We start from the raw sequence: 24,644 nt of genomic DNA on the forward strand, positions 1-24,644 counted from the left end.
GCGGGTTTAGTCGCATTTAGGTGAAACAGAAATGATAGTAGTGAAACCCGCCCCTACACAGGTGAAGGTTTAAACCTTTTTTATTCGCCATCCTTCTGGTTTTCGTCATCGGGCTGGATGTTTTCCTCCATCCGTTTCATCAATAGCTGTTTTGCTTTGAGAATGTCGGATTCGGTTCCATAGTGATTGTGATAGTAGTAGTAAGACCGGGTGGTATACCCTTTAACACCATTGGCAACTACGCCTAACACGGTGGCGTTAGAAATTCTCATAGTATCTAGGGCTTGCATTAATGCCGAGCGATCGCTCTTACCCAAGCCCACCACCATCATCACACCATCAGCGTGAGCCGCCAAGAGACGACCATCAGCTAGTCCTAACACAGGTGGTGTATCGTAAATCACTAGGTCAAAAACCGCATGAAATTGCTCCATTAAATGTTGCATCTTCTTGGAACACAGAAGACGACTGGGATCGGGCGGGACTTGTCCGGCAGTGAGGACATACAACCGATCCCACATCGGTAGGCGCTGGATTGCTTGTTTTGCTGTCAATCCAGTGGCAATGACGTTACTTAAGCCCACCTGGTTGTCTAGGTTCAAATAGTGATGCACCTGAGGGCGGCGTAAGTCCGCATCCACCAGCAACACTCGTTGACCCATAGCGGCGGCGGCTTGGGCGAGGTGGACGGAAACAGTGGATTTTCCTTCTGAGGGGGTAGCTGAACTAATAACGATGGAGTGAACGGGGGTATCGCTACCCAAAAACCGAATATTCGTTTGGAGCGAACGGAATGATTCTAAGAAGGGAGACGCATTGTAGCTTCGGGATGAGCGGCGAGATTTTTCACCATTGGCGGAAGAAGAAGCTGATGCCACCTGGGTTAAGTTTGCCGTAGACATCATCTGTTGTTTGAGCTGTTTTTGGTAAGGGATAATGCCCAGTAGGGGAAGTTTGGTTAAGTCTTTGAGTTCATCGGGAGAATGGAAGACATTATCCAAACGTTCGATCAGCAAAGCCACGCCCATGCCTAACAATAATCCCGCGATCGCACCTAATGTGATATTGCGCTGGGTATTGGGCCACACGGGGACTTCTGGAACTTGCGGTTTGACGATAATCTGCCAGGGTAAGGCTTTCTGGGCGGCTTCAATTTCCAGATTTTCCCGCACCGCCAGAAAGCGATTTAAGCTATCGGTGGCGACTTGGAGTTCTCGCTGTAAGTCTGTGTAGCGGCGGGCGATGACGGGGATTTGTTTAACCTGGAGGTTAAGCATTTGAGCCGATCGCGCGATCGCACTTTGTTTGACTTGCAAGACTTGCAGTTGATTAGTCGCTTGCACCAGTTGCTGGGTCAAGTTTGTGCGAATCGAATTGGGGGAAGCACTGGAAACCCCAGCCTCGGTCAGGCTTGCGCCCAATACGTTTTGGGATTCTTGGTTGAGTAAGGGTAAGAGATTATCCCGTTTCTGGCGCAAGGCTTGCATCGTGGGACTTTGGGGCGTAAATCGCGCCGATTCTAGGGCAATCTGGGATTCAAGTTCCGCAAGTTGGTTGAGTAACTGTTGGTAGCGAGGGGCTTCACTGAGGGTTACAGTAGCAACCGCTTGCTGGGGTGATAATCCCAACTGCTGTAAGAGCGTATTATAAAGCGATCGCGTTTCTTGATACTGAACCTGAGTTTGTAACTGCTGCTGTTCGATCGCACTCACCCGCTGGGATAACTCTTGGGCTTGGATTTCCGGGTCGAGGAGGTTATGTTGTTGGCGAAAGGCTTGCAGTTGTCCTTGCAGCTTATTCACGCGATCGCGCAGCACGGGTAATTGGTCATCAACAAACTGAATTCCCTGTTTCAGGTTCAATTGTCGCTCTTGCAGAGAGTAGCGTAGATAGCCTCGAGCGACTTCGTGTAAAACCCGCCGCACTCTTTCCGGCTCAGTATCCCGATAACGCCCTTCCAGGATCTTGGTGTCCCCCAGTCGGCTGACAATTAGCTGAGTCATTAAGGACTCGTAACTGACCTCAGGATAATGCTTGTGGATCTCTTGGACAATAGCCTCCATTAGCTGAGGAGAGCGTAACACCTGAATCTGGGTATCATAATCCAGTGTGGAATTCCGTCCATCACCGCCACCCACCACTTCCGTGAGTTTGTCTAAGTCTCCTTCCTCGGTGACGGGTTCGACCAACAGTTGAAACTTGCTCTCATACTTAGGGGTTTGATTCAACGTCCAAAAACTGATCCCCGAGGTCACTGCGATCGCGACTCCAGCAATCACTAACGCCCGACGCCGAATGACGTTGACCAACTGTTGCAATGTCCATTCATCCGGTTCGGGTTCCGGAGGTGGTGTCCGGTAGACCAGCGGTGGTGCATACTTTGGGTGTTTCCCATTGCCATTGGGCGATAATGGTTCTTGAATCTGACCGATCTCCATCTTCCCCCTACTCCTTCTGCGTGGATTGAGCGCGTTCGTCAAAAAATCATTTTACCTTGTTTAATTGTGTACCAGGTTGGTTCAAAATCGTCACGAATACCGCTGAAATTTACAAATTTGATGGGAATAGGGAATCAGCCATCAACAATCAATCCTTGATTCCCTATCTCTCCTGCAATACTGTTAATACTGATTCAGTCATCAAATTATCGACTGAAATTCCTCAAAAACAGTAACAGAAGCGACAATATCCCTCTTTATCTGTAGAGACATGCCATGCAACGTCTCTACTGCAGCCAGCCGACGCTCTAGAATCCAAAAAATCTAAACACAGAGAACACGCTACCAAGAGGACTGACAATTGTCCCCAATGTATCCGTGACGCGGGTCAAACCGGAACGTCTGACGATAATCACATCATTAGGGCGCAATGGTGGATTGCTTTCATCGTTAACATCAGCCGTAAAATCCACATCGATTTCCCGTTTTTTAACCGTACCGTTGGGTTGCAGACGAATCAACTCCACAGAACTCTTGCGGGCGCGGCGATTATCAAATCCGCCAGATGCTAGCAGGGCTTGATTTAAGGGGGCGTTCGCTGGGATTGATACTGTACCCGGTTTCTCGACTTCTCCCACTACATTGACATTGATAATTGCCGCCGAAAAGCTCGCTGATGCCAATTTTGTAGCTTCTGAAGCGGTTAGAGTTTCGGCTTCCGGGACTCTAATCGTATCTCCCTGTTGCAGAATCACATCTTCAGAGAGATCACCCTCTTGCAGGAGTTCCCAGAGATTGACAACGATCAGTTGCTCAGAGCCATCTCTGGTGGTGCGTCGCACTTCAACATTACGAATATCGGCAGATTGAGTAATACCGCCCGCCACTTGAATCGCTTGAGTTACCGTTGGCGGTTCTGTATTGTTACCACCGCCGCCACCAGCTTGGTCAGCCGTAGCCGCGCCCGATGTGGCGGCGGTAACGGTATAAGGACCCGGACGCACTACTTCCCCGACGACGGCAACTTTAATTGGCTTAACCGCCTCTGGCGAAAAACTCGCGGTTGCCAGTTGACGGCTTTCTAGGGGGTCAATTCCGGTGGTGGTGGGGATAAAGATTTCATCACCATCTCTCAAGGTCACATCTTGAGCGAGATCGCTATTTTGCAATAACTCCCAGAGATTAATGGTATAGGTTTGTCGGGTAGCTGAGTTCATCCGGCGGCGGATTTGCACGTTTCGCACATCAGCCGAGCGGCTAATTCCGCCAGCAAGCTGAACCACTTGAGTCACGGTGGGAAATTGTTGCCCTTCGTTGAGGGTGACGCTGTAGGAACCGGGACGATTGACTTCCCCGGCGACGGCAATTTTTAGGGGGCGAGGATCAATCAGGGTTAAGGTGACTAAAGGGCGTCTGACATAGGGAGCGTATCGCTGAGAAATCCGTTCACTAGCCGCATTAATGGTTAACCCTTCGACAGGGATACTGCCAGCAACGGGTAAATTAAGGGTACCATCGACTAAAACCTGGTAGTCTCCACTGTATTCGGGAACATCAAAGATGGTTACGCCCACGCGATCGCCTGATCCGAGTGTATAGGGTAAATCTGGTGGTGGATTCGTAACCGTCGTGGGTGCAAGGGGCGAAAATGTGGGGACTTGCGCCATTCCCGGAAGCGGTGCGGTTACGGCAAAAAAGGCGAATAGGGTTAAACCTGCTACAGATGGTGTTAAATGCTTGCTCAAGTTGATCCTCCCGATCCCCATAGTGCGAAAATTGTCAATGGACCTTTTAACTCTCAGTTTAGTCATATTTATTACAGATGTCTTGGCTCATGCGTGATCAGGTCACATTACCGTTGAAGCCAATTAGGACGAAAAAGTTCATGCTTAGAGTCCATAGTTAACATTCTCCAGTGTCGCCCTACCTTGAGGAAACGAGAAGGAAGTGTATCAGCAAGGCTTAGAGGACGCTGCCAGTATTGTCTAATATCATTTTAAGCAATAAACTATTGCCGCTAGGAGGAATTTCACCGAACAATCTATCCCCAAGTGGTCGAGTCGTTATGGCTCGTCCTGTCTAGGTGAATTTACAGTAGTATTGACGCGACTTCCTCATTCGCGATCGCGGACGGATGACAAACCCAGCAATATCTCTGTCCACTTCAGGGAGAAGGCTAGTCTCAATGATGATCAATACATAGACTCGTTCCTAGAACACCCGTCGGTGTAATTGAAACCGTCTGCTGGAGAAACGTACCAGGCTACGTCTTTACAAAAAGGCAAAATATGTTAAATTCAATCTCATCCTTTAACTTTATTGGTAAATTATAATTATGATATTTATTAGTCCTAAAACTGATTTTGCTTTTAAGAAAATATTTGGAGCGAACGACAGTAAAGACATCTTGATTAGCTTTTTAAATGCCCTAATTTATAATGCCAATCCGGTGATTCAGGATTTAGAAATTATTGATCCCTACAATCCTGGGGATGTTGTCGATTTAAAAGACAGCTATCTGGATGTCAGAGCTGTCCTGGATAACGGCTCAACGGTGTTAATCGAAATGCAGGTACTCAATGTGGCGTCTTTTGAAAAGCGCGTTATTTATAACCTGACAAAAACCTATGCTAATCAATTAAAATATGGAGAAGGATACTCCCATCTTAAACCCGCGATCGCCTTAACGATAACGGATTTCCAGATGTTTAACCAGACTCAGCGGTTCCTGACTCGTTTTGGCTTAAAGGAAAAACAGGAATTATTTGACTATACCGATCCGGAAATCGAACTAATTTTTGTGGAATTACCCAAATTCACGAAAACGCTTGAGAAGTTAGAAACTTTAACCGATAAATGGATTTACTTTATTAAAGACGCTCCCAGCTTGGAAGTCATTCCACCCACGTTTAGACAGGTGTCCGAACTCGAGAAAGCCATGAATATTGCTAACCAAGCGAATTTAAGTGTAGAGGAATTAGAAAAATTACGTAAGCGAGAGGTATTCCTTGAAGATCAACGGGGATTTATTGTTAAGGCAAAGCAGGAGGGACGAGTAGAAGGACGAGTAGAAGGACGAGTAGAAGAAGCAATCCGATGGACATTACGTTTGCTGGAGCGTCAGTTTGGGTCAATTCCGCCAGCAATCATTAATCAGCTTCAAAACTTGTCTGTTGAAGAATTAGAAGGTCTAGGTGATGCTATTGTAGATTTTAACGATTTAGAGGAATTATCGGCTTGGTTACAAGAAAATACAAAGGGCAGGTAATCAGAGCAGTATATCGATCTAGAAATCGAGAAAGCCATGAATATTGCTAATTGCTCATTTATGCCTAACTAATGGCGTAGGCGGGTAATTCAATCATCTCTAATCAACAAGAAACTCGGCTAACCCTAAATAACGAATACCTTGGGGAGTAGTCTCAAAACGACAGGGTAACACCTCAAGCCCCTGGAGAACCGCTTCTCGCAAGAGTTTGCCATAAACGGGGTCAGTACTATCACCCGGACTAAAGCGATCGCAGTCCCCTCGATTGATAAAATAAAGCATGATTGCCTTGGCTTGGGGTAGTAACTGCTGGAGTTCTTGTAGGTGCTTTTGTCCCCGTGTGGTTACGGTGTCGGGAAATAAGGCTAAGGTTCCCTGCGCCCAAGTTGTATTTTTGATTTCCAAATAAATCGGAGGCGCGTCATTCTCCCCCGTCAGTAAAAAATCGACCCGACTTTTCCGGTTTGCGCCATAAACCACTTCGGGGCGAACTTGGCTGTAGCGATTGGTTAATTCCGGAATCAGCCTTTGTTCCAGGATGATCTTCATCACCCGATTGGGTAGGGCGGTATTAATCCCCACCCAAGTCGGTTGGGTATCATTGACTTGGATCATCTCCCAAGTGTAGGCTAATTTGCGCTTGGGGTTATCACTACGGGAGACCTGAACTAAACTTCCAGGAGTGGAAACCCCTGTCATTGGACCCGTATTCGGACAGTGGGCGACAATGGTTTCCCCTGATGTAAGCTGAATATCGGCAAAAAACCGCTTGTAGCGTCTGAGTAATGTCCCCGTCTCTAGGGTTGGGTAGCTGTAAATCCAATCGGAGCGATCGTCCATTAATTTTTGGGAACTGTTCACATTACTTAACGAATATATTAGAATAACTTAACATACAGTAACATTCAATGGACTCAACATGGCTAACTCAGACCAACGGAAACAGCGAATCATGGAACACATCAAACGCTCGATCACCATTCCTCAGCGAGGCTTTTCGATGAATTCCGATTCTAAAAAACAACAGATTATGGATCATATCAAAATGACACGAGGTTAGGGTCAATTGTGATCGATTGAAATCAGCCAGTCTGTCAGGGATAGTTCCGCTTCCCATTCTCCCCTCCGAAAGTCTCCCCTCCGAAAGAGAAGAGGTTACAAGTAAGTTAGGTACACAGACAGATCCCCGACTTCTCCAAGCAGTCGGGGATCTTGCTTGAGGCTGTACCTCATCGACCTGAAATCTGCTGTAAATATGTGGCAGCGTAAGTCTTGAACAGAGCTAAATTCACTCAATCAATTACGCTTTGATTCAAATATATTTTTCGGTTTTAAAATAAAAATAAGTTAACCCAAACACAAGATATTAACGAAACTTTTTGAGTCGCTTGATCGTCCTTTGAAACGCACCAAATGGATAAATAAAAATAAAGGCTGACTCATGTTTTTAGGAAAACCAAACACGAGAAAACCCCTTTGGACGTCTCTCGCTTCATTAAGCTTACTGCTGATGATGGGCAGTTTAACGATGACCTCCTGCGGACTGGTAAAACCCATCAGTGAAACCACGCCACAAGAAGAAAATCAGGCAACTGAGAACGATTCAGTCATAGATGCGGATCAAGACGCCACTGAAGAAAAAACGGAGGCAGAAAAACGGTATGAATCGGAAGGGATAGACACCACTGCTGATGATGATCCTGAATAATCTCAGATGCGAATTTTCCTTATATACACCAACAGTTTTGACTCATAGGATAAAAAAGTAGCAGGCTCTCACGCTGAACTCCAAGTTACAGATTGGACTTCTAAGATATAACAGTTTTGTTATCATACGGTAATGGGTCAACACAACTGTTAATGGAAAGTCAGCAAAACCACAGTAGCCTAGCCATAACCCTGCGCGATCGCCGCGTTCGTCTCGCCCAGCTTATTGATTTTCCGGTCATTCTCTGGGCGGGAAAATCTTGTCCGCGCAACTTTCCGGCAAATCCGTTTCCATTTCGCGCCAGTAGTCATTTTCTCTACTTTGCAGGTTTACCGTTGGAAGGTGCCGCTATTTATCTCAAAGAGGGCAGGTTGGAACTGTTTCTGGATGAACCCTCGCCAGCCAGTACCCTTTGGCATGGCGAAATGCCTAAACGAGAGGAAATTGCCGAAAAAATTGGTGCTGATGCGGCATTTCCGTTCTCAGACTTAGCCTCACGCACAGCCGATGCTGCAACTGTTGCGGTGCAAGATAGGGCGACGTATCAGCAGCAAGAACAACTGTTAAATCGATGCGTCAACAGGGCTAACGCCTCCGAAGGAATTGACCGAGACTTAGCCAAAGCGATTGTATCCTTGCGACTGTGCCACGACGCGGAGGCATTATCCGAGTTACGCCAAGCCGCCGCCGTGACAGTAGCTGCCCATAAAGCGGGAATGCAGGCAATCGGGGGTAGAGATGTGGCAACAGAATGCCTCTACGAAGCCACAATCCGTGGGGCGATGGAAGGGGTGATTCTTGCCCACAACATGAGTTGTGCTTATGGCAGTATTGTCACCGTTCACGGTGAAGTGTTGCACAATGAACAGTATCACCATCCCTTGCAACCGGGAGATTTACTGTTGACGGATGTGGGGGCGGAAACGGAGAGGGGATGGGCAGCCGATGTGACTCGTACCTTCCCTGTAACCGGAACATTTTCTTCGACGCAGCGCGATATTTACGATACTGTTTTAGCCGCCCATAACGCTTGTATTGAGAAAATTCATCCGGGTGTCGAATATCGCGACATCCATCTGTTAGCCGCCGCCACCCTGACTGAAGGATTAGTGGATTTGGGGATTCTGCGGGGACAGGTATCGGATTTAGTGGAACGAGATGCTCATGCTTTATTCTTTCCCCATGGCGTTGGGCATTTGCTCGGCTTAGATGTGCATGATATGGAAGATTTAGGGGATTTAGCCGGATATGCAGAAGGTCGAGTCAGGAGCGATCGCTTTGGTTTAGGATTTCTGCGATTGGATCGACCCTTGCAATCGGGAATGCTAGTGACGATTGAACCTGGATTCTATCAAGTTCCAGCTATTTTAAATGATCCAGAACGACGCGCCAAGTATCAAGATGTGGTTGACTGGAATCGTTTGGCTGAGTTTGCTGATGTGCGTGGGATTCGGATTGAGAATGATGTTTTAGTCACTCCGGAGGGTAGTGAAGTCCTCACCGCCGCTTTACCAACTGAGGCAGATGCGATTGAACAATTGGTGTCAATAGGTGGGAGAAGGTAGGGATTGTCATTTGTCATTCGTCCTTTGTCATTTGTCATAAGCCTTTATCACCCTCTTTTCCCACGGCGATTGAAATCGCTGCTACACAAACATAGGCGAAGCCTGGTACAGTCTCTAAGCAAGATCCCCGACTTCTTGAAGAAGTCGGGGATCTGTCTGTGTACCTCACTTACTTGAAAAGCGCTGTATTCAGTAGCCCCTAATTACTTTGGATAACAATTGTCCCTGAATTACTATCGACTATTTTCTCCACTCCTGAATCAAAAACTTGAATCAAGGATAAGTCTGTATCAACCGTTCCTTTTAAATAAATATCTCCGGGTAACTCACCGCCAATATCAATTAAACCGATAATGTCTTGAGTCATCGTATTAAAGTTAAACTGAAAATACTTGCCCGTTGATACACCATCGTTAATAGTATTGTATGTTTTGATTGGGTGATTCGATGGCTCAGCAAAAGAAACGGTCAAGCTTTCTAAGGCTTGAGTTGTACCCACTCCTTTTTCTGATAGTATAGCAGGAGCCGTTTTTTCATCATAATTGAATGTTCCTGTTGCCAAATAGCCCTGATTGCCTTGCCAAGTAAAATTAACCGTCATTGCTTCAGCCGGAGCGATGCTAGTCAGGAGGAGGCTTAAGGCTAAACTGGTTACGATAACCAGTTGGACAAAAATACGTTGCATTTTATGTATTATATCGAAAATATAATCCCATGATACTCAACAGTTCAGAACAGCTTCAAGACGCTGTTAAAGCACTCCGCCCAATTTTTGAAGATATTGACATCAACGTCAAGCAAAATCTGAAAAAAGTCCTGATGTCTTTTCGTAATTATCGCGTTGGGGTGCATCACTTTGCTGGGGTAAGTGGTTATGGTCATGACGATTTAGGTCGGCAAACCTTAGACCAAGTATTTGCAGAAATCATGGGTGCTGAAGCAGCAGCCGTGCGAGTTCAATTGGTTTCTGGAACTCATGCGATCGCCTGTTGTTTATTTGGGGTTTTGCGTCCCGGTGACGAGATGGTATCTGTGGTGGGTGCGCCTTACGATACCTTAGAAGAAGTGATTGGTGTTCGAGGTCAAGGTCAAGGATCATTACAGGAGTTTGGCATTGATTATCGTCAGTTAGAATTAACGGCTGATGGAACCATTGATTGGCAGGCGTTAAAAACAGCAATTGGACAACGGACGCGCCTCGTCTTAATTCAGCGATCGTGTGGTTATTCTTGGCGTCCTAGTCTTTCAATAACAGACATCGAAAAAATTGTCCAATGTGTTAAACAGCAAAATCCGAATACAATTTGTTTTGTCGATAACTGTTACGGCGAGTTTATTGAAGACACAGAACCTCCAGCGGTTGGTGCGGATTTAGTGGCGGGATCGTTGATTAAAAATCCTGGTGGCACAATTGTCACTGCTGGGGGATATATTGCCGGAAAAGCCGAGTTAGTTGAAGCCGCAACCTGTCGATTAACCGCCCCCGGAATTGGTAGTTCAGGTGGGGCGACATTTGAACAGAATCGGTTATTATTTCAAGGACTTTTTCTCGCCCCGCAAATGGTAGGGGAGGCAATTAAGGGAACGCATTTAACCGCTTATATCTTTGATCAGTTAGGCTATCCCGTCAATCCTAAACCCATGGCACCTCGCCGGGATGTTATTCAGGCAATTCAGTTAGGTTCACCGGAGAAATTAATCGCCTTTTGTCGGGCGATTCAGCAATATTCTCCCATTGGTTCCTATCTCGATCCTGTACCTGCTCAAATGCCGGGATATGAGAGTCAGTTAGTTATGGCGGGAGGAACGTTTATTGATGGGAGTACCTCGGAGTTTTCCGCCGATGGACCATTGCGAGAGCCTTATATCGTATTTTGTCAAGGGGGAACCCACTGGACTCATATCGCGATCGCACTCGAAGCCGCGATAGAAGCAATATAGGGTGGGGGAATTCGTCAACTTACAGCCCTCACCCCCAGCCCCTCTCCACGCGACAGGGGAGAAACAGGGAAGTTGGTAAAGTAATGATTTGGCACACCTAATGTAATTAATGAATTACATTCCATCCAGAAACTGTAGGGGCGCAAAGACTTGCGCCCGATTCAATTGTCACATCTAATCCACAATTTTAGCTGTGTCAATCCAGTAGTGGCATGGCACACCTTAAATGGTTGTCGTGTTAACCCAAACTGGTTGGTGAAACTTCAGCGCACTTTCGATAAATTAGGCAAAGCATTAGGATTGGCAAATAGCGGTTTTGATGCCGATTCGCCGATACGTTTTAACTGACGAGTTAATTGCATAATTAATCCTGCCATTATTACCCATTGACCCAATACACTAAATAAGACGGTGAAGGCGGATGTCTGTTCTAAAATGATCCAAGGCGCACCAAATACAGACACAAGCCATAATCCTGGCAATTGTACTCCTGAAGTGAATTCCACTTGTATGACAGATAAAATAAATAGAGGAACAAAAATCGTCATACTCAAGGTACTTCCTGCCCAAATCCACGGCTTTTTGCGTCGGATTATCAACATCAATTGAATGAGAAGGGCGTAAAATCCAATTAAATTAGCACACAGTAACAATCCCGCGATCGCTTTCACTTTATCATTGACGGCGACGGGAAACCGCAGTAACCATGGGAACCAGACAATTGCCGTAATCCCTAAATTCACCGCGATCGCGACAGATGAAGGACTCTTTTCACCCCAAAGCCACTCCCACCATGACATCTGCACATTTTTAACCATTGAATTCTGACGTTGGAATTGCCCGTACCTTGACCAATCTAACAAACTTTGTCGTTGCGGCGAAATTGCAAAACTAACCGCTAATAAGACAACCAAGCTAAACAGAGAAATTCCAAACAGACAGCCAAATAGTGCATCTTGGCTAGTTAAAAATTGGCGGGGAAGTGACCAAAATAATCCCAATAGCCAAATTTGAACACTTCCTACTAACGAATAACTCTGTTGTTTACTTAATAGGGTTCCATTGGGATTGCGGAACATACGATTAGTTGCTTGCCAAACCCAGTAGGCGCTAACGCTAATTGTAATTAGTATCCACAATGTTAACTGTAAAGGTGCTTCACCCAGATTCCAAAGAAACCAAGACCAATTTCCTAAATCCCTGTAGGTCAAGTTTTGCCAATCAAAATGCCAATCCAGCACCCCAATAAACAAACTCCCTAACCACGCCCCGATTAGACTAGCTGCTAACCCTTGATAAGACGCTTTAGTTAAAGACGCATTGAGTAATCCTAAACCATAGAACAATCCACAAGTAACCAGGCTTAAAGCATAAAAACTGATAATCCAAGCCAAGGGAACACCTGCGGCAATTCCTGCAACCCAATGTAGAGGAACAGCAAAACTTAATCCCAGGTAAACTAATATCGGCACACCCAGCATTTTCCCCCATAAAATACGCTGACTGGATTGGGGAGTGAGGCGAATAAAATTGAGCGTACCCCGCCGATGTTCTTGCATCCAATCGGAAACCAGCAAGTAGACGCCGATGGAAAATAAAGACAGAGGCAAAATCCAATTGAGTGTTCTGAAAATCATCAGCCAGTCCAATTTCCAGACGAATTCGACACAGCGATTATTAACATAACTCGTACAGTTTTGGCTAGAAAACGATAACAAAATTGACGCTTGAATCATTAAAGACGTTGCCACAACCAGGCATCCATTGCGGAGTTGCAACCGTCCTCGAAGTTCTCGCATCAACTGGGGATTCCAATCACCCAGTCGGTTTATCAGTGTAGAAAACATAGAGAATATCTCCAAATTAACTGTTCGTTCGTAGTTGCGCTTTAGCGCCTAAAACCTTGAGTCCTAACCACAAACGCTGAACTCATACTCTCAAGTTTAACGGGTCTTTTATCAGTTTGTAGTCAGCGATGCGAACGCTTATGGCACTAAAGTGCCTACTACGAACGAAATTTACCTTAATCTAATGACGACTTGAGGAATGTCCTGCTAATAAAGCTTGAGTCGCTGACTCACCTGCTTTGCGTAATTGCCGTGTTAGCTGAAACGTTAAGAGTCCCCAGAGTAGGAATTCGCTAAGGATAGCAAAAGCCATCATTGAGGTAGCCGCATATTCAATTCCTGCCCAAGGAAATGAGGAAAATAGCCATGGAATAGGATTGTCGTGAGTCTCAATTCCCAATACTAACAGCATAATTGGTGGCAAGCTAAGAACAGCCCCAATAGTACCCGTTGCCCACAGCGCCCGCTTAGACGTTTTCATCATTAATATTAGCTGCCCTAGGGTGGCACAAATTAGCGTAATGCAGATGAAGAAAGCGACGGCTAACAAGGCTTTGAGTTTGTCGAATCCTGGCTCATTCCACAATGCAATCCAAACCCAAAAAGGCGTTGTGGCAATCGCTAAATTAATCCCAATGGCAACGATAGCTGGACTCTTTTCTCCCCAAATTAAATCATGAACGATTCTCCACTTTTTGCGAATTGTTCCTTCTTGCTGACGATAACGCGCCCAATCCTGTAGGACTTGGCGGTGAGAGGAAAGTGCTGCAATTAAACCCAGGAATAGCGCAACATTGAAACAGAAAATGATCCACAGATTATCAACGAGTGAATAAGATATATAGATGTCCTGCTTTTCTTGCACAGCAAATCCTAACAGTAAGATTTCCACACAAGCAACTAGCCAATAACTTTGTCGTTTGCTTAGGACAGCCGTATTGGGATTTTGAAAGCGTCGCTTCAGGGCTTGCCAAATCCAACCTGTCCATAAAGCATAATTCAATAGGACAAAACTGACGATACCTAATCCAGTCAACCCCACAGGTATATGGAACCATTGCAGGCTTTCTATTGGCGTACTATAGCCAATAAAGTCAGGACTATAATGTTCTGTTTGATTGTAAAGATAGGGCAGAATGACATCAGGAGAAAATAGTTTCATCCAATCCAATGGATTCTGAGTAATCCAAGTCCACCGATTGAATGCTATCAGCAGAAATAGGAATACAGCGCCACCTCCTAACCAGGATTGGAATCCATTTAACCAAGAACTCATTAACCCAAACAGCAATGCAGCACTGTAGAAGAAGGTACAACCTGCGATTAAAACAGCATAGAAACTGAAAATCTCTACCAGGAGAATTTGGGCAGATAAGCCTAACCACAAATGCAAGGGGATAAGCAAAACTGCTGCTATATAGAGTAAGATAGGAACGCCTAATACTTTTCCCAATAAAATACTCTGAGCCGATTGGGGACTAACGCGAATAAAATTAAGTGTACCGCGACGTTCCTCTCCGGCTAAGTCAGCGATGAGCATATATGTCCCTACAATTAGCAGGATGAACAGGGCAATTACACTCAGCCATCCGAACATTTGTCCGTGTTGATATTGCCACCAAAGCGGAATATCGATAGCATCTTTGGGACATTCATAAATCGGAGCAATTCCTTGAAGATTTGTAATTTGTGTTTTTACGTTCTCTATACTGCCTTTGAGTTGATTAATTTTTGCTAGATCATAGTATTCGGCGCTGCTATAGCGAAAGAATTGGTCTTGAAGTAAGCGATATTGCTCCTGAAGTTGGGATAGTTTGGCTTGATTTCCTAGGTATGTATCACGCAGCTTACAAAATATCTCATTTTTGTCAACGTAGTAGTGACGCTCAGGATCAATCAAGCGAGTAAATTGATTCAATCCATAGAAGAACATGGCTAGATAGCCAAGTACCGATGCGCCAAGTGCGATCGCGAGATTCCGCCCCTTCAGCCTTCCTTTCACTTCCCGCAACAGTTGCGGGTTCCAGTCTCCTAGTTTGTCTATTCCTTTAAGTACCATGAAAACAGTCTCCTAAATTGGTCATTTGTCCTTAGTCTTATGTCATTTGTTATTCGTGAAAAAACCTGGATCGGGGCGGGTTTAGTGACATCGGGGTGATGTCAAAAACGATAATAGTAAAACCCGCCCCTACACATAATTCAAAACGTTCTAAGAGACTTGTTGGTGTCCTAGCTTTAAGAATATAGTTTCTAAGTCCTCTTGGGTACAGTGAAACTCGGTTAACGGAATTCCCGCTTCAACTAGCGATCGCAATAACATCGCACTCTCTTCTGGATTCCCAGTAAAATCAACCCTTATCTGGTTCTTTCCCGAAATTCGCTCGATTTCTTGCACTAAGGGATAATTTTTCAGTTCAGCCGCCAATGCGTCCATATCTCCTAAACTGGAGAGAATAATCTTCTGACGGCTAAGGCGGCGATAAAGTTCGGCTAAAGGCGCACTTTCTACCAAATAGCCGAGTTCCATAATCCCCACTGAGGTACAGAGTTCAGCTAAGTCACTCAAGACATGGGACGAAATCAGAATCGTCATTCCCGCTTCTTGTAACGTTTTAATAATTTCCCGAAACTGCATCCGGGCGATCGGATCTAATCCGGAAACGGGTTCATCCAGTAGCAGCAGAATCGGTTCGTGAATAATCGTTCTCGCTAAACTCAGGCGCTGTTTCATTCCCCGCGATAGGGTAGCAATTAAACTTTTGCGCTTACTGGTAAGCTGTACCAGTTCCAACACTTCCCGCAGGCGTCGAGTACGTCGGGGTTCTCGCAGGCGATAGAGTCGGGAAAAATAGTCCAGATAATCCCAAACTGTTAAATCTTCGTAGACAGGGAAATCATCGGGGAGATAACCAATGCGCTGTTTGAGTTTGGGGTTGCTTTGATCCCGCAAAAAGCGATCGCCATTAATATAAATTTCACCCGTCGTCGGTTCCTCAGCGGCGGCTAACATGCGAATTAGCGTCGTTTTCCCAGCGCCATTGGGACCAATCAATCCATAGACTTCACCAGCGGCGACTTGTAAATCGATATCATTGACGGCGATATGTCGGTCAAATTGCTTCGTCAATCCATGGGTAGAAATGGCTAAGTCTTGACTTAGGTGGGGTGGGGATGGGAGAAATGTTCCTGCTTCCATAGTTGATGCTGATGGGATCTAATGTCTGCCAGTTTAACCTCTTTAAAGCCAAGGTATCTCTCATCCGGTGACACTTATGCAGTTTGGGCGGGGGATTGGGGAACTAGCACCAGAAAAAATTAAAGTTAACGGTTGAGATTAGGGAACAGTAAGAATTTGAGGTTTCTTAATATTTCTTAAATTTACTTCATCGATTGATATCACGCCCAATATAAATAATATCTTGTTCCTCTTCTAATTCGCTCTCAATTCTAGAACAGGAAAATGCCACGAGAATCTTGTCTCCTGTCTTAGTCTGACAAACCACTTTAGTTGTGTTGATGCCATTGCAATAAGAGCCATTTTTCTGTGCCACTAAATTTTTCACCTGAGACTCATCAATAATTAAAGATAAAGATTTGCCGATTAACTCAGAATTGTTATAGCCGAATAAGAAATTAGCTGCTTTGTTGACAATTTTTATAACAGATGACGAATTAGTGACGAATAAAGCATCTCCTATATATTGAATAATTTTATCAAGATATTGACTTGATGCTGCCCAAGCATCTAATAATAAAGTCGTTTCATTTGAGCGTTGAACTAAGGTCTGTTCTAAATTCATCCGCTCAGTGACATCCTCACATAAAATAATGAGTTTATTGCCTGCTTGATAGTCTTCACTGTCATTAATAATATACATATCAAAATAGAGAAGATTACCTCGTCCAGAAAATCGTCCAATTCCTTTTAAATCAAAGTTTAACTGTCGCCCCTGAAGGATATGGCTTAAAATCTCTTCAATTCCTATAAGTTCCGGGAAACTCAGACGCACATCCTTACCGATACTCAAATCCTGAGGACGGTCGGCGAACTGAGCGATTTTATGAGATAGTTCTAAAATATTGAATGACTCATCAACGGCTAAGTATTCAATATGACGAGAAAATAATAATTTTTTGAACAGAGGGTGCATTGGAATTTATATGACCTAGATTAGCTAATCTCTTCAGCTTTATTTTATTCCTAATAATTTTTGACCTCAATAATTACAGCATAAAAGTTATATATAGCAGTTATAGTATTTCCCACTATTAATTATTCTTCATTCATTATTATCCTGCTTTTATTAATCACCGCTGTAGCTGGCTACGTCTCTACCTGATCAGCGTAGAGTTTAACCAAGCTGGAGAAAAGCAAATACCTCCTCGCTTGAATGTGTTTATTGGCTATCTAATTATAATAATTTATTTTACAGCAATAAGAAAATAGGTAGTCATCTTGCCTCTACCCTTCACGTCAATCATGCCTCGTTGCTCAAACTTAAATGTATCCTTTAATTTTTCGTAGATTGCCGCTGTTACTTGGATACGTCCGGGTATACTCTGTGACTCCATGCGGCTGGCAATGTTCACGGTATCTCCCCACAAATCATAACTGAATTTTTTTAGACCAATTACGCCAGCAATTACAGGTCCGGTGTTGATGCCAATTCGCATATTAAACGCCTGTCCCGTCTGGTCACGAAATTGGGCGATCGCGGCTTGCATATCCAGTGCCATTCGGGCGATCGCGTGGGCATGGTTGAGGGGCGATCGCGGCAATCCCCCCACCACCATGTACGCATCCCCAATAGTTTTAATCTTCTCCAATTGATGCTGTTCGCACAGTTCGTCGAAAATCGAAAAGATTTGATTGAGTAAGTTAAGCAGCGTAATCGGAGGCATTGAGGACGACAGTTGAGTAAACCCGACAATATCGGCAAAAAGAACCGAAACTTCAGCAAAATCCTCGGCGATGATCTGATGTTCATGTTTCAATCGATCGACAATCGGTTCAGGTAAAATATTCAGGAGTAGCTGTTCAGATTTTTTCTGCTCTTGTCGCAATGCGGCTTCTGCTTGTTTACGCTTTATAAACTGTCCTAACTGATTACCAATTGTTGCCATAACCTGCATTAGTTCCGGATCTGGGGGTTGCACATCATAGGAATAGAAGGTGATTACACCCAAAATTTGCTCATCGTCTTGAATCGGAAAGCCAAAAGCACTGCGTAATTCAGCAATTGGCAAGATTGGGGATAGAGATTCTGAGGTGATACCGCTAATCCATTCAGGAGAACGACTCGTCCAAATTTGACCCAGTAATCCCCCCTTAGGGGATGCGATTAATGGCTGAGTTATCGACATCGATTCTGGAATCGCACGGCTAACCCAAGTATGTTCGCACCGCAACTGAGGTGTTATCCTATCTATCTCGCGATCGCCTATCACTTCTGAAATCCAAAGTTCACCCAAATCCCACACCAACGTTTCACCAATTGCAGGCAAAATTTTTGGCATCGCCTCCTCGATTGTGCCTGAATCTGATAGAATACGGCTAATGGCATGTTGAGTGGCTATCCGTTTTTGTGTACACTGGCGCTCCGTAATATCTCGACCAATATAAATAAAATGGGGACTACCTTCTGTTTCCATTTGAATCGCTGAACAGGAGAAGGATACCATTATTTTTTCTCCCGTTTTTTTCTGACAGGCAACCTCCCAATTATTGATAGATTTTTGCTCAACACAAAGCTGCTGTTGATGTTCGGTGAGTAAGTCATCAGCTAGAGACAAAATTAGGCGAATAGAGTTGCCAACTAACTCAGATTCGTTATAACCAAATAAATTTTGTGCCGAACGATTAACTGTTTTAATGATTCCCGAAGGCTTCGTCACCAAGAGTGCATCTGCCATAGCTGTAATAATTTGCTCAATATACGCTTTAGATGCTGATAATCGACTCAATAATAAACGGGTTTCATTAGTGGCTTGAACTAAAGTTTGTTCTAAAACCATCCGTTCTGTGACATCTTCTAATAAAATAATTAATTGATTGGGTTTGTCAGGATTAGACGGGTCAAAACCCAAAGGATGTTTAATCACATACAAATCCAAATACAGCGATTCGCCTGTCACTGAACACCGACTAATCCCCTTTAATTCAAAATTATTCTGTCGTTCGTCCAGAATATCAATCAAAATGGTTTCTAACCCAATGAGTTCCGGAAATCCCAGACAGATATTTTGTCCTTGGCGAACTTGATCGAAATCTTCAGCAAATCGCTTGACTCCCGGAGAAGTCTCCAGAATTTTACCGTCCCTATTGATTAATAAATATTCCCTATGGCGTGGTGCTAACAGGGATAAAAGTTTATTTAAAAAGATGCTCATATCAGCTTAGGTTTAGGCTTTCAGCTAAAGCCACATTATTCGGTGCAGACGTCTAGGGTGGCAAATCTGTGAATTTGCTCCATGTTTTCACCTTTGACAGCTCCTCGATATTTTTCGTACTATCAACTCTAGCCTATAGTAATGTATTTCATCGTTATACATAATGCGATTTTGTCATACAGTCGATGAAATCTTCTTCATTCAACCATTTGCTGAGCTAGGGTAAAAAAAATATCGTCAACATTTTTACCTGTTTTCGCTGATGTGGGATAGACAGCAGTGATTTTATTTGGATAATTCAATTGACATTTTTCTAGCAAATCTTGCTGTTGTTTTTCCGAAAGAAGATCCGCTTTATTTAACGCAACGATACCAAATCCTTTGGGATTGACGGATAAAAACGCCTGTAAGTGATCTGAAATATGATCAATCGTGACTTGGCGACTGACATCAGCTACGATTACCGCACTGGTTGCGCCTTGTAGGTACATCGGCGTCACCGTTTTAAATTTAGTATTTCCCTCCAAATCCCAGATTAGCATTTGTACCTGGAGCGCCTTTTTTGGCGTCTTGGCTTGCAGATCAACCGTTTTTCGGGAAATCTTTACCCCCACAGTGGACAAATACTTATCACTAAACTGTCGTTCTACAAAGCGACGAATTAAGCTGGTTTTACCGACACTAAAATCACCCAGCATACATATTTTTTTAGAGATCAGAGAAGTCATCCTTGTTGTGTAACTCCAATTGATAGGGAATAGAGTATAGTATATTTAGAGTTAATCTAAAATTATTGGTTATTTGTGTTTATTATCACTGACGAATGACCAATGATGGGCGATTAATTATCCAGATATGATCCCCCAAGAAGGGCGAATTAAGTTAAGTAAAACCCGCCCTTACAACAATGTAAAGACGCGCCATGGCGCGTCTCTTAAATGCTGCCATAAACCGGAACAGCCGCACCGCTTACATCCTGCGCCGCGTCTGAGGCTAAAAAACAAATCACCTGGGCGATAGATTGGGGTTTCACCCACTGAATGGCATTTTCTTCCCCCATGGCTTGACGATTGGTTGGTGTGTCAATCACACTAGGGAGTACACTATTGGCAGTGATATTTGTGTCTTTGGTTTCATCCGCGATCGCTTGAGTCAGGGCGACAACGCCAGCTTTTGCCGCACAGTAGGCGGCTAACTGTCCCCCCGGTTGCACAGCACCCCGCGATCCTACGGTAATAATGCGCCCATAATTCTGGGGAAGCATTTTCGCCAAACTGTGCTTGCACACCAAAAAGGTAGTATTTAAGTTCAGGTCAAAATCGTTTTTCCAGGCTTCATAACTGTATTCGTGGGTTTTTCCCATGGAAAAGCCACCCACTAAATGGATTAGTACATCCACCCCTTCCATATCGTCGATCATCTTGCTGACATTCGCCTCATCAGTGAGATCGCTAGGGACAAAGCTAATCCGGGCAAAATCCGCCGGGGATAGGATTTGTTTGAGGCGTTCTACATCTTGAGGATTGCGATAAGGAATGGTTACCGTTTTGGGTGCAGAGGCTAATACGGCTGGAGTCACCCCTATTCCTAGTCCACCAGTACCGCCAGTGAGTAAAACGTGTTTGCCTTTCATGAGTGGGTATCTTCCTTTCCCAAAATACCGCGATTTGAGCAGCGATTAAGCTGCCCTTACTCTATTCAAGCACGAATTGGCTTCACCTAATCGGGTGGATGTCTAGGATAGGCGGCGCAAACAACAGGGGTTTGGTCACCAAACCCCTCCGAGTCCACTTCTAAGACTGCTGTTCCAGTTCCGATTTCATCCGCTCTAACGTCATTTGCATTTGATCAAACATTTGCTGAGGCGTGATGCCAAACTGACCAAGTTGTGTATTAAGCTGCTCAACTGTCATCTGAGCCATAAAATCCTCGGATAACTCGAAGCGCTTCATAAAAATTCGATAGCGCTCCATCATCGCTTCCATCTGATCAATGAAAATTTTCTTCCCTTCTCGGTCAAATTTACCGTAGCTGCCTCCCAATTGGACAAGGGACTGATAATCTTCAAACAGTTGTTTAGCTTCTTGTTGGACTATATCTGAATCAAAAAACCCCATAGCTCTTACCCGATCAACCGAGTGGGTTGTACTGCCGTTTCCAGTCATATTCTAGTGCAGTGTTGCACTTAGAGGAAACTTCGGTTATCCGTATTGGGGATACAAGGGAGTAGGGGTGTGGGCGTGCGGGGTGCAGGGGGGAGAGGAAATGAAATTAGAGATTCCTGCCAGTAGTATTGAGCAGCATCTCTCTATCATGAAAGTATGGCGTTCCTCTTTCTTGATTGATAACGGTGTCCTTTCGTCTGGTGTTTGAACCACTATGTTAAGCAAGCCGAAAAGTCGAAAAGTTGCTTCCTTACTGGCATTTAGTGGGGTAGTGATACCTTTTTCTGGACTGCACAAGTTTTATCTGGGGCAACCTTGGTGGGGAGTTTTGTATTTGTTGCTGTCCTGGACACCGATTCCCAGAGTGGCGAGTGCCATTGAAGGGGTATGGTATTTGTTGCAAAATTCGGAACAATTCGACCAAAATTTTAATGGCGATTTGATCCCAACTGGGACATCAGTGTCCAGTCAAACCCCAGAGGTTGAGCCGGCGCAAGTGGGTGCGATCGCGGATGCACTGCGACAACTGGATAAGCTGCGTCAGGAGGGATTGATGTCAGAATATGAGTTTGAGCAAAAGCGTCGCCAACTACTGGATCGTATCGCGTGAAAAGAAGATGGCATTGTTTGACTGGCTGTTATCGACGGATCGATTAAACCCAACCTGGCGCTCAATCCAAGCCCGGATTCAGAGCGATCCCTACTATCGGCTGCAATCGGCGCAAGAAATAGAGGTGGCGGTGGCGCTGGGGATGAGAATTGATGTCAATCAAGCGACGGTGGATGACTGGCTGAGATTACCAGGGATATCCATCCATCAAGCGCGATCGCTGGTGGAATTGGCAAATAGTGGGGTACAGTTTTGCTGTTTGGAGGATATTGCGGCGGCGTTAAGTATCCCTGTGGCGCGGTTACAGCCGTTACAACCCATTCTCAGCTTTTGTTACTATGACGCTGAAAGTCCAGCCACCCCCATACCGATTCCGGCGAATATGGCATCCGTGGAACAACTGAGCCGAATTCCTGGGGTTGACTTGTTTTTAGCCAGAGCGATCGCCCAAAATCGGCAAGAGATGGGCAATTATCGTAACTTAGCCGACTTCCAGCGACGCCTTGCCCTTCCCCCAGACCTGATATCTGAGATAATGTACTATCTGCGGTTTTGATGGGAAAAAGCCAATGCCCTGGTTCGTCAAGATAGAAGAAGGCATCGTCGATAAACCTACGTTTGATCAATATGTTCCAGCTCATAAAGCCTACGTCCAAGACTTGATTGCCAAAGGACATCAAGCCAAAACAGGTTACTGGGCGGAGAAAGGAGGAGGAATGCTCCTGTTTGAGGCGAGTTCCAAACAAGAAGCACAAGCGATCGTCGAGGGAGATCCGTTGGTGGCAAATCACTGTGTCAAATACCAACTTCACGAATGGTGCATCATTGCCGAATGAAAAAATAGCCGAATGAAAAAATATCTCCGTGAACTGATCAATGGGGTTCAAAGCTGTTATACTGGTAAATGACTCGGATTCATGCAATCCCAACGCTCAAACCTTGTCAGAACCGGAAGGTAGCAGCAATACGAGATGCTTGGGATAGGCGTGAACTCCGGGTCTTCTCGTATCTAGCGCTACAGTGACGCATTATTTTTCATCAGTACTCTTTTCCCTATCTTCTTCATCTCCCCCATCCCTTGCCGTATTCCGTTGAATCCTGACACTTAGCCAGAAACAAGGCAGAGGACGAATCTCGCTATACTGCCAAATGATACCTTTGTTTATTGGTTTAAGTTTCCTGGAGGCAGATCTATGACATCTTATGCAACCTCTTCTGCCAAAGCCGAGATGAGTGAACTCCGGCGTCTAAAAACCTTACTCCCCCCAGAATTGCAAAGCTGGGTCATGGTGGAAGGAACGACTGAGGTCAATCCCCCATTGTTACGCACCGAAGAAATTGGTAGCGATGAGGTGGAGGTGCAAATTGACTTAGTGAAATGGGAGCAGTTTGCCCTTGACCAACGTAATCTCCTATTTTGGCACGAAGTTGCCCGAATTCAGAATGACACGATCCCCAAAGAAGGATGGGAAATGGCAGCCCTAGCCATTGGCTTGGGAGGCGCTGTTGGGGAACTTTGGGTACAAGATGGATTGCTACTGCTGTTGGCACTCGCCCTCTGTGGTGTTTCTGGATGGAGACTCTATCAGAAAAACAACAGCGAGAAAACTCTCAAGGCAGAAATTGAGGCAGATGAAAAAGCGATCGCTCTGGCTACTCGCTTTGGTTACACTCTCCCCAACGCCTACAAGAGTCTAGGCAGTGCCTTAAAAACCTTAGTTGAAGTTACACCCGGTCGCCGTCAACGTCGTCGCTACGAAGCCCGCCTAGCCGCATTGAAAAAAAGTGCTGCTAAAGCCAAAGCCGAAGCGAAAAGCAAACGGGAATCTAGAGCCTAAAGCTGACCGATCATCTTATGGGTTTGGGGGATGACGCGCACTGATTTGAGAGGGCGCTTCATCAACGCTTGCCATTCTAAAACTTGAGTCGGCGTTGGCGGGATCATTGGCGCATGATGGGGTTTAGCTAGGGGCGTTACAGGTTGTAAAAACACGGGAATACTGGGGTTACACGCTGCAACTAATTCGGCGGCTAACTCCAGTTCGGCTGTGTTCGTTGTTTGGGCAATAATCAGCTTGACAAAAACCTCAATATCTGCATCCAGACAAAGTTGTAGAAACTGACGATGAGCGTGCCAGCACTCTTCCCCACTTACACTCGGCAATTTCATATCCATGCCGATACTATTTAAATAGGGTAGAATCTGGGCTAGTTGCTCCGGACGATGCCCCCCGGTTTCCAAATAGATGGGTAACCCGGTTCGATGTCGTACCACGGGTAAAAACTCTCTCAAAAAGGAAGCCTGCAACAGGGGTTCGCCACCTGTTACGCTAATACTTTCATGGAGTCCTGGATAATTTTGCCGCTCAACCCATGCCAATAACTGATCAAAGGTTACAGGATTAGGATGAGTTTCAAAATCCCGATGTCCAGGGGTTTGCTCCACGGAAGCTAAATTTGGAACTGCCCAGGTATTCTGACTATCACAAAAATGGCAGCGCAAATCACACAGAGCCAAACGGATGAATAATTGACGGGTACCAACATTGAGTCCTTCACCTTGAATGGCAGAAAACAGTTCAATGAGCCGTGCGGTGAGTCCAGTCTTAGCTGACATTTTTTTACATTGGATCGGTAAATTCAAGTGAGTTTTCGGTTAAGTTAGCAATTGTACGACACAATATTGGTCAGAAACACAGGTGAATACCAACA

At 45.0% G+C, this 24,644-nt stretch carries 22 protein-coding genes and 1 other RNA gene; 10 read left to right on the top strand and 13 right to left on the bottom strand.

Features of this window, described 5'->3' with window-relative positions; genetic code table 11:
- Positions 1-80 precede the first annotated feature (80 nt).
- Positions 81-2,438, bottom strand: a complete 2,358-nt coding sequence (locus RIG66_RS06445) for a GumC family protein (RefSeq protein ID WP_446376309.1) — start codon at positions 2,436-2,438, stop codon at positions 81-83.
- 308 nt (positions 2,439-2,746) lie between these two features.
- Entirely contained in the window at positions 2,747-4,183 is a 1,437-nt protein-coding gene (locus tag RIG66_RS06450) for a polysaccharide biosynthesis/export family protein (RefSeq protein WP_446376311.1), read from the bottom strand.
- A 590-nt stretch (positions 4,184-4,773) separates the two neighbouring features.
- On the opposite strand from RIG66_RS06450, the gene RIG66_RS06455 reads away from it, so the two are divergent.
- Positions 4,774-5,706 carry an Rpn family recombination-promoting nuclease/putative transposase gene (locus RIG66_RS06455; RefSeq protein ID WP_446376313.1) on the top strand — a complete coding sequence of 311 codons (933 nt, stop codon included), beginning with the start codon at positions 4,774-4,776 and terminating at the stop codon, positions 5,704-5,706.
- Positions 5,707-5,805: 99 nt separating this feature from the next.
- Here RIG66_RS06455 and sfsA read toward each other — a convergent pair whose 3' ends face one another.
- The gene (gene sfsA / locus RIG66_RS06460) at positions 5,806-6,546 is read right to left on the bottom strand and encodes a DNA/RNA nuclease SfsA (RefSeq protein ID WP_446376315.1); all 741 of its coding nucleotides are present in this window, start codon (positions 6,544-6,546) and stop codon (positions 5,806-5,808) included.
- A gap of 79 nt (positions 6,547-6,625) precedes the next feature.
- Between sfsA and RIG66_RS06465 the strand changes: the two genes are divergently transcribed.
- The 3 genes from RIG66_RS06465 (at position 6,626) to RIG66_RS06475 (ending at position 8,979) form a co-directional block, all read left to right on the top strand.
- Positions 6,626-6,766, top strand: a complete 141-nt coding sequence (locus RIG66_RS06465) for a hypothetical protein (protein WP_006100453.1) — start codon at positions 6,626-6,628, stop codon at positions 6,764-6,766.
- Between the two features lie 468 nt (positions 6,767-7,234).
- Positions 7,235-7,414, top strand: a complete 180-nt coding sequence (locus RIG66_RS06470) for a hypothetical protein (protein ID WP_446376318.1) — start codon at positions 7,235-7,237, stop codon at positions 7,412-7,414.
- A gap of 152 nt (positions 7,415-7,566) precedes the next feature.
- The gene (locus RIG66_RS06475) at positions 7,567-8,979 is read left to right on the top strand and encodes an aminopeptidase P family protein (protein WP_446376320.1); all 1,413 of its coding nucleotides are present in this window, start codon (positions 7,567-7,569) and stop codon (positions 8,977-8,979) included.
- 199 nt (positions 8,980-9,178) lie between these two features.
- Here the strand turns inward: RIG66_RS06475 and RIG66_RS06480 are convergent, their stop codons facing one another.
- Positions 9,179-9,664 carry a hypothetical protein gene (locus RIG66_RS06480; RefSeq protein WP_446376322.1) on the bottom strand — a complete coding sequence of 162 codons (486 nt, stop codon included), beginning with the start codon at positions 9,662-9,664 and terminating at the stop codon, positions 9,179-9,181.
- A 29-nt stretch (positions 9,665-9,693) separates the two neighbouring features.
- Here RIG66_RS06480 and RIG66_RS06485 point away from each other — a divergent pair, with 29 nt between their 5' ends.
- Positions 9,694-10,920 carry a methionine gamma-lyase family protein gene (locus RIG66_RS06485; protein ID WP_446376324.1) on the top strand — a complete coding sequence of 409 codons (1,227 nt, stop codon included), beginning with the start codon at positions 9,694-9,696 and terminating at the stop codon, positions 10,918-10,920.
- A gap of 263 nt (positions 10,921-11,183) precedes the next feature.
- On the opposite strand, the gene RIG66_RS06490 is transcribed toward RIG66_RS06485, so the two are convergent.
- From RIG66_RS06490 to RIG66_RS06525, 8 genes are all read right to left on the bottom strand, one after another.
- The gene (locus tag RIG66_RS06490; protein ID WP_446376326.1) at positions 11,184-12,767 is read right to left on the bottom strand and encodes a hypothetical protein; all 1,584 of its coding nucleotides are present in this window, start codon (positions 12,765-12,767) and stop codon (positions 11,184-11,186) included.
- Between the two features lie 181 nt (positions 12,768-12,948).
- Complete coding sequence (locus RIG66_RS06495; RefSeq protein ID WP_446376328.1) at positions 12,949-14,826, bottom strand: ABC transporter permease; 1,878 nt, start codon at positions 14,824-14,826, stop codon at positions 12,949-12,951.
- 150 nt (positions 14,827-14,976) lie between these two features.
- Positions 14,977-15,963 carry an ABC transporter ATP-binding protein gene (locus RIG66_RS06500; RefSeq protein ID WP_446376330.1) on the bottom strand — a complete coding sequence of 329 codons (987 nt, stop codon included), beginning with the start codon at positions 15,961-15,963 and terminating at the stop codon, positions 14,977-14,979.
- Positions 15,964-16,150: 187 nt separating this feature from the next.
- A complete protein-coding gene (locus RIG66_RS06505; RefSeq protein WP_446376332.1) occupies positions 16,151-16,918 on the bottom strand; it encodes a PAS domain S-box protein in 768 nt (255 codons plus the stop codon).
- A gap of 271 nt (positions 16,919-17,189) precedes the next feature.
- Positions 17,190-19,157 carry an adenylate/guanylate cyclase domain-containing protein gene (locus RIG66_RS06510; RefSeq protein ID WP_446376334.1) on the bottom strand — a complete coding sequence of 656 codons (1,968 nt, stop codon included), beginning with the start codon at positions 19,155-19,157 and terminating at the stop codon, positions 17,190-17,192.
- 197 nt (positions 19,158-19,354) lie between these two features.
- Positions 19,355-19,885 carry a Rab family GTPase gene (locus RIG66_RS06515; protein WP_446376336.1) on the bottom strand — a complete coding sequence of 177 codons (531 nt, stop codon included), beginning with the start codon at positions 19,883-19,885 and terminating at the stop codon, positions 19,355-19,357.
- A 206-nt stretch (positions 19,886-20,091) separates the two neighbouring features.
- The gene (fabG, locus tag RIG66_RS06520) at positions 20,092-20,790 is read right to left on the bottom strand and encodes a 3-oxoacyl-ACP reductase FabG (protein WP_446376337.1); all 699 of its coding nucleotides are present in this window, start codon (positions 20,788-20,790) and stop codon (positions 20,092-20,094) included.
- A 160-nt stretch (positions 20,791-20,950) separates the two neighbouring features.
- Positions 20,951-21,274, bottom strand: a complete 324-nt coding sequence (locus tag RIG66_RS06525) for a DUF1825 family protein (RefSeq protein WP_044206685.1) — start codon at positions 21,272-21,274, stop codon at positions 20,951-20,953.
- A 262-nt stretch (positions 21,275-21,536) separates the two neighbouring features.
- On the opposite strand from RIG66_RS06525, the gene RIG66_RS06530 reads away from it, so the two are divergent.
- From RIG66_RS06530 to RIG66_RS06550, 5 genes are all read left to right on the top strand, one after another.
- Positions 21,537-21,932 (top strand): NINE protein, encoded by a 396-nt coding sequence (locus RIG66_RS06530; protein WP_446376338.1) that lies wholly within the window; start codon positions 21,537-21,539, stop codon positions 21,930-21,932.
- A 7-nt stretch (positions 21,933-21,939) separates the two neighbouring features.
- Positions 21,940-22,488 (top strand): helix-hairpin-helix domain-containing protein, encoded by a 549-nt coding sequence (locus RIG66_RS06535; RefSeq protein WP_446376340.1) that lies wholly within the window; start codon positions 21,940-21,942, stop codon positions 22,486-22,488.
- A 13-nt stretch (positions 22,489-22,501) separates the two neighbouring features.
- On the top strand, positions 22,502-22,768 hold the full coding sequence (locus tag RIG66_RS06540) for a YciI family protein (protein WP_446376342.1): 267 nt from the start codon (positions 22,502-22,504) through the stop codon (positions 22,766-22,768).
- A gap of 70 nt (positions 22,769-22,838) precedes the next feature.
- Positions 22,839-22,935: signal recognition particle sRNA small type (gene ffs, locus RIG66_RS06545), an RNA gene on the top strand.
- 190 nt (positions 22,936-23,125) lie between these two features.
- Positions 23,126-23,770, top strand: coding sequence for a DUF3318 domain-containing protein (locus RIG66_RS06550; RefSeq protein ID WP_446376344.1), 645 nt, complete (start codon positions 23,126-23,128; stop codon positions 23,768-23,770).
- Here RIG66_RS06550 and RIG66_RS06555 read toward each other — a convergent pair.
- Positions 23,767-24,549, bottom strand: coding sequence for a 7-carboxy-7-deazaguanine synthase QueE (locus RIG66_RS06555; protein WP_446376346.1), 783 nt, complete (start codon positions 24,547-24,549; stop codon positions 23,767-23,769). The genes RIG66_RS06550 and RIG66_RS06555 overlap by 4 nt on opposite strands.
- Positions 24,550-24,644 lie beyond the last annotated feature (95 nt).

The organism is Coleofasciculus sp. E2-BRE-01, assembly GCF_040221695.1.
Lineage (GTDB): Bacteria > Cyanobacteriota > Cyanobacteriia > Cyanobacteriales > Coleofasciculaceae > Coleofasciculus.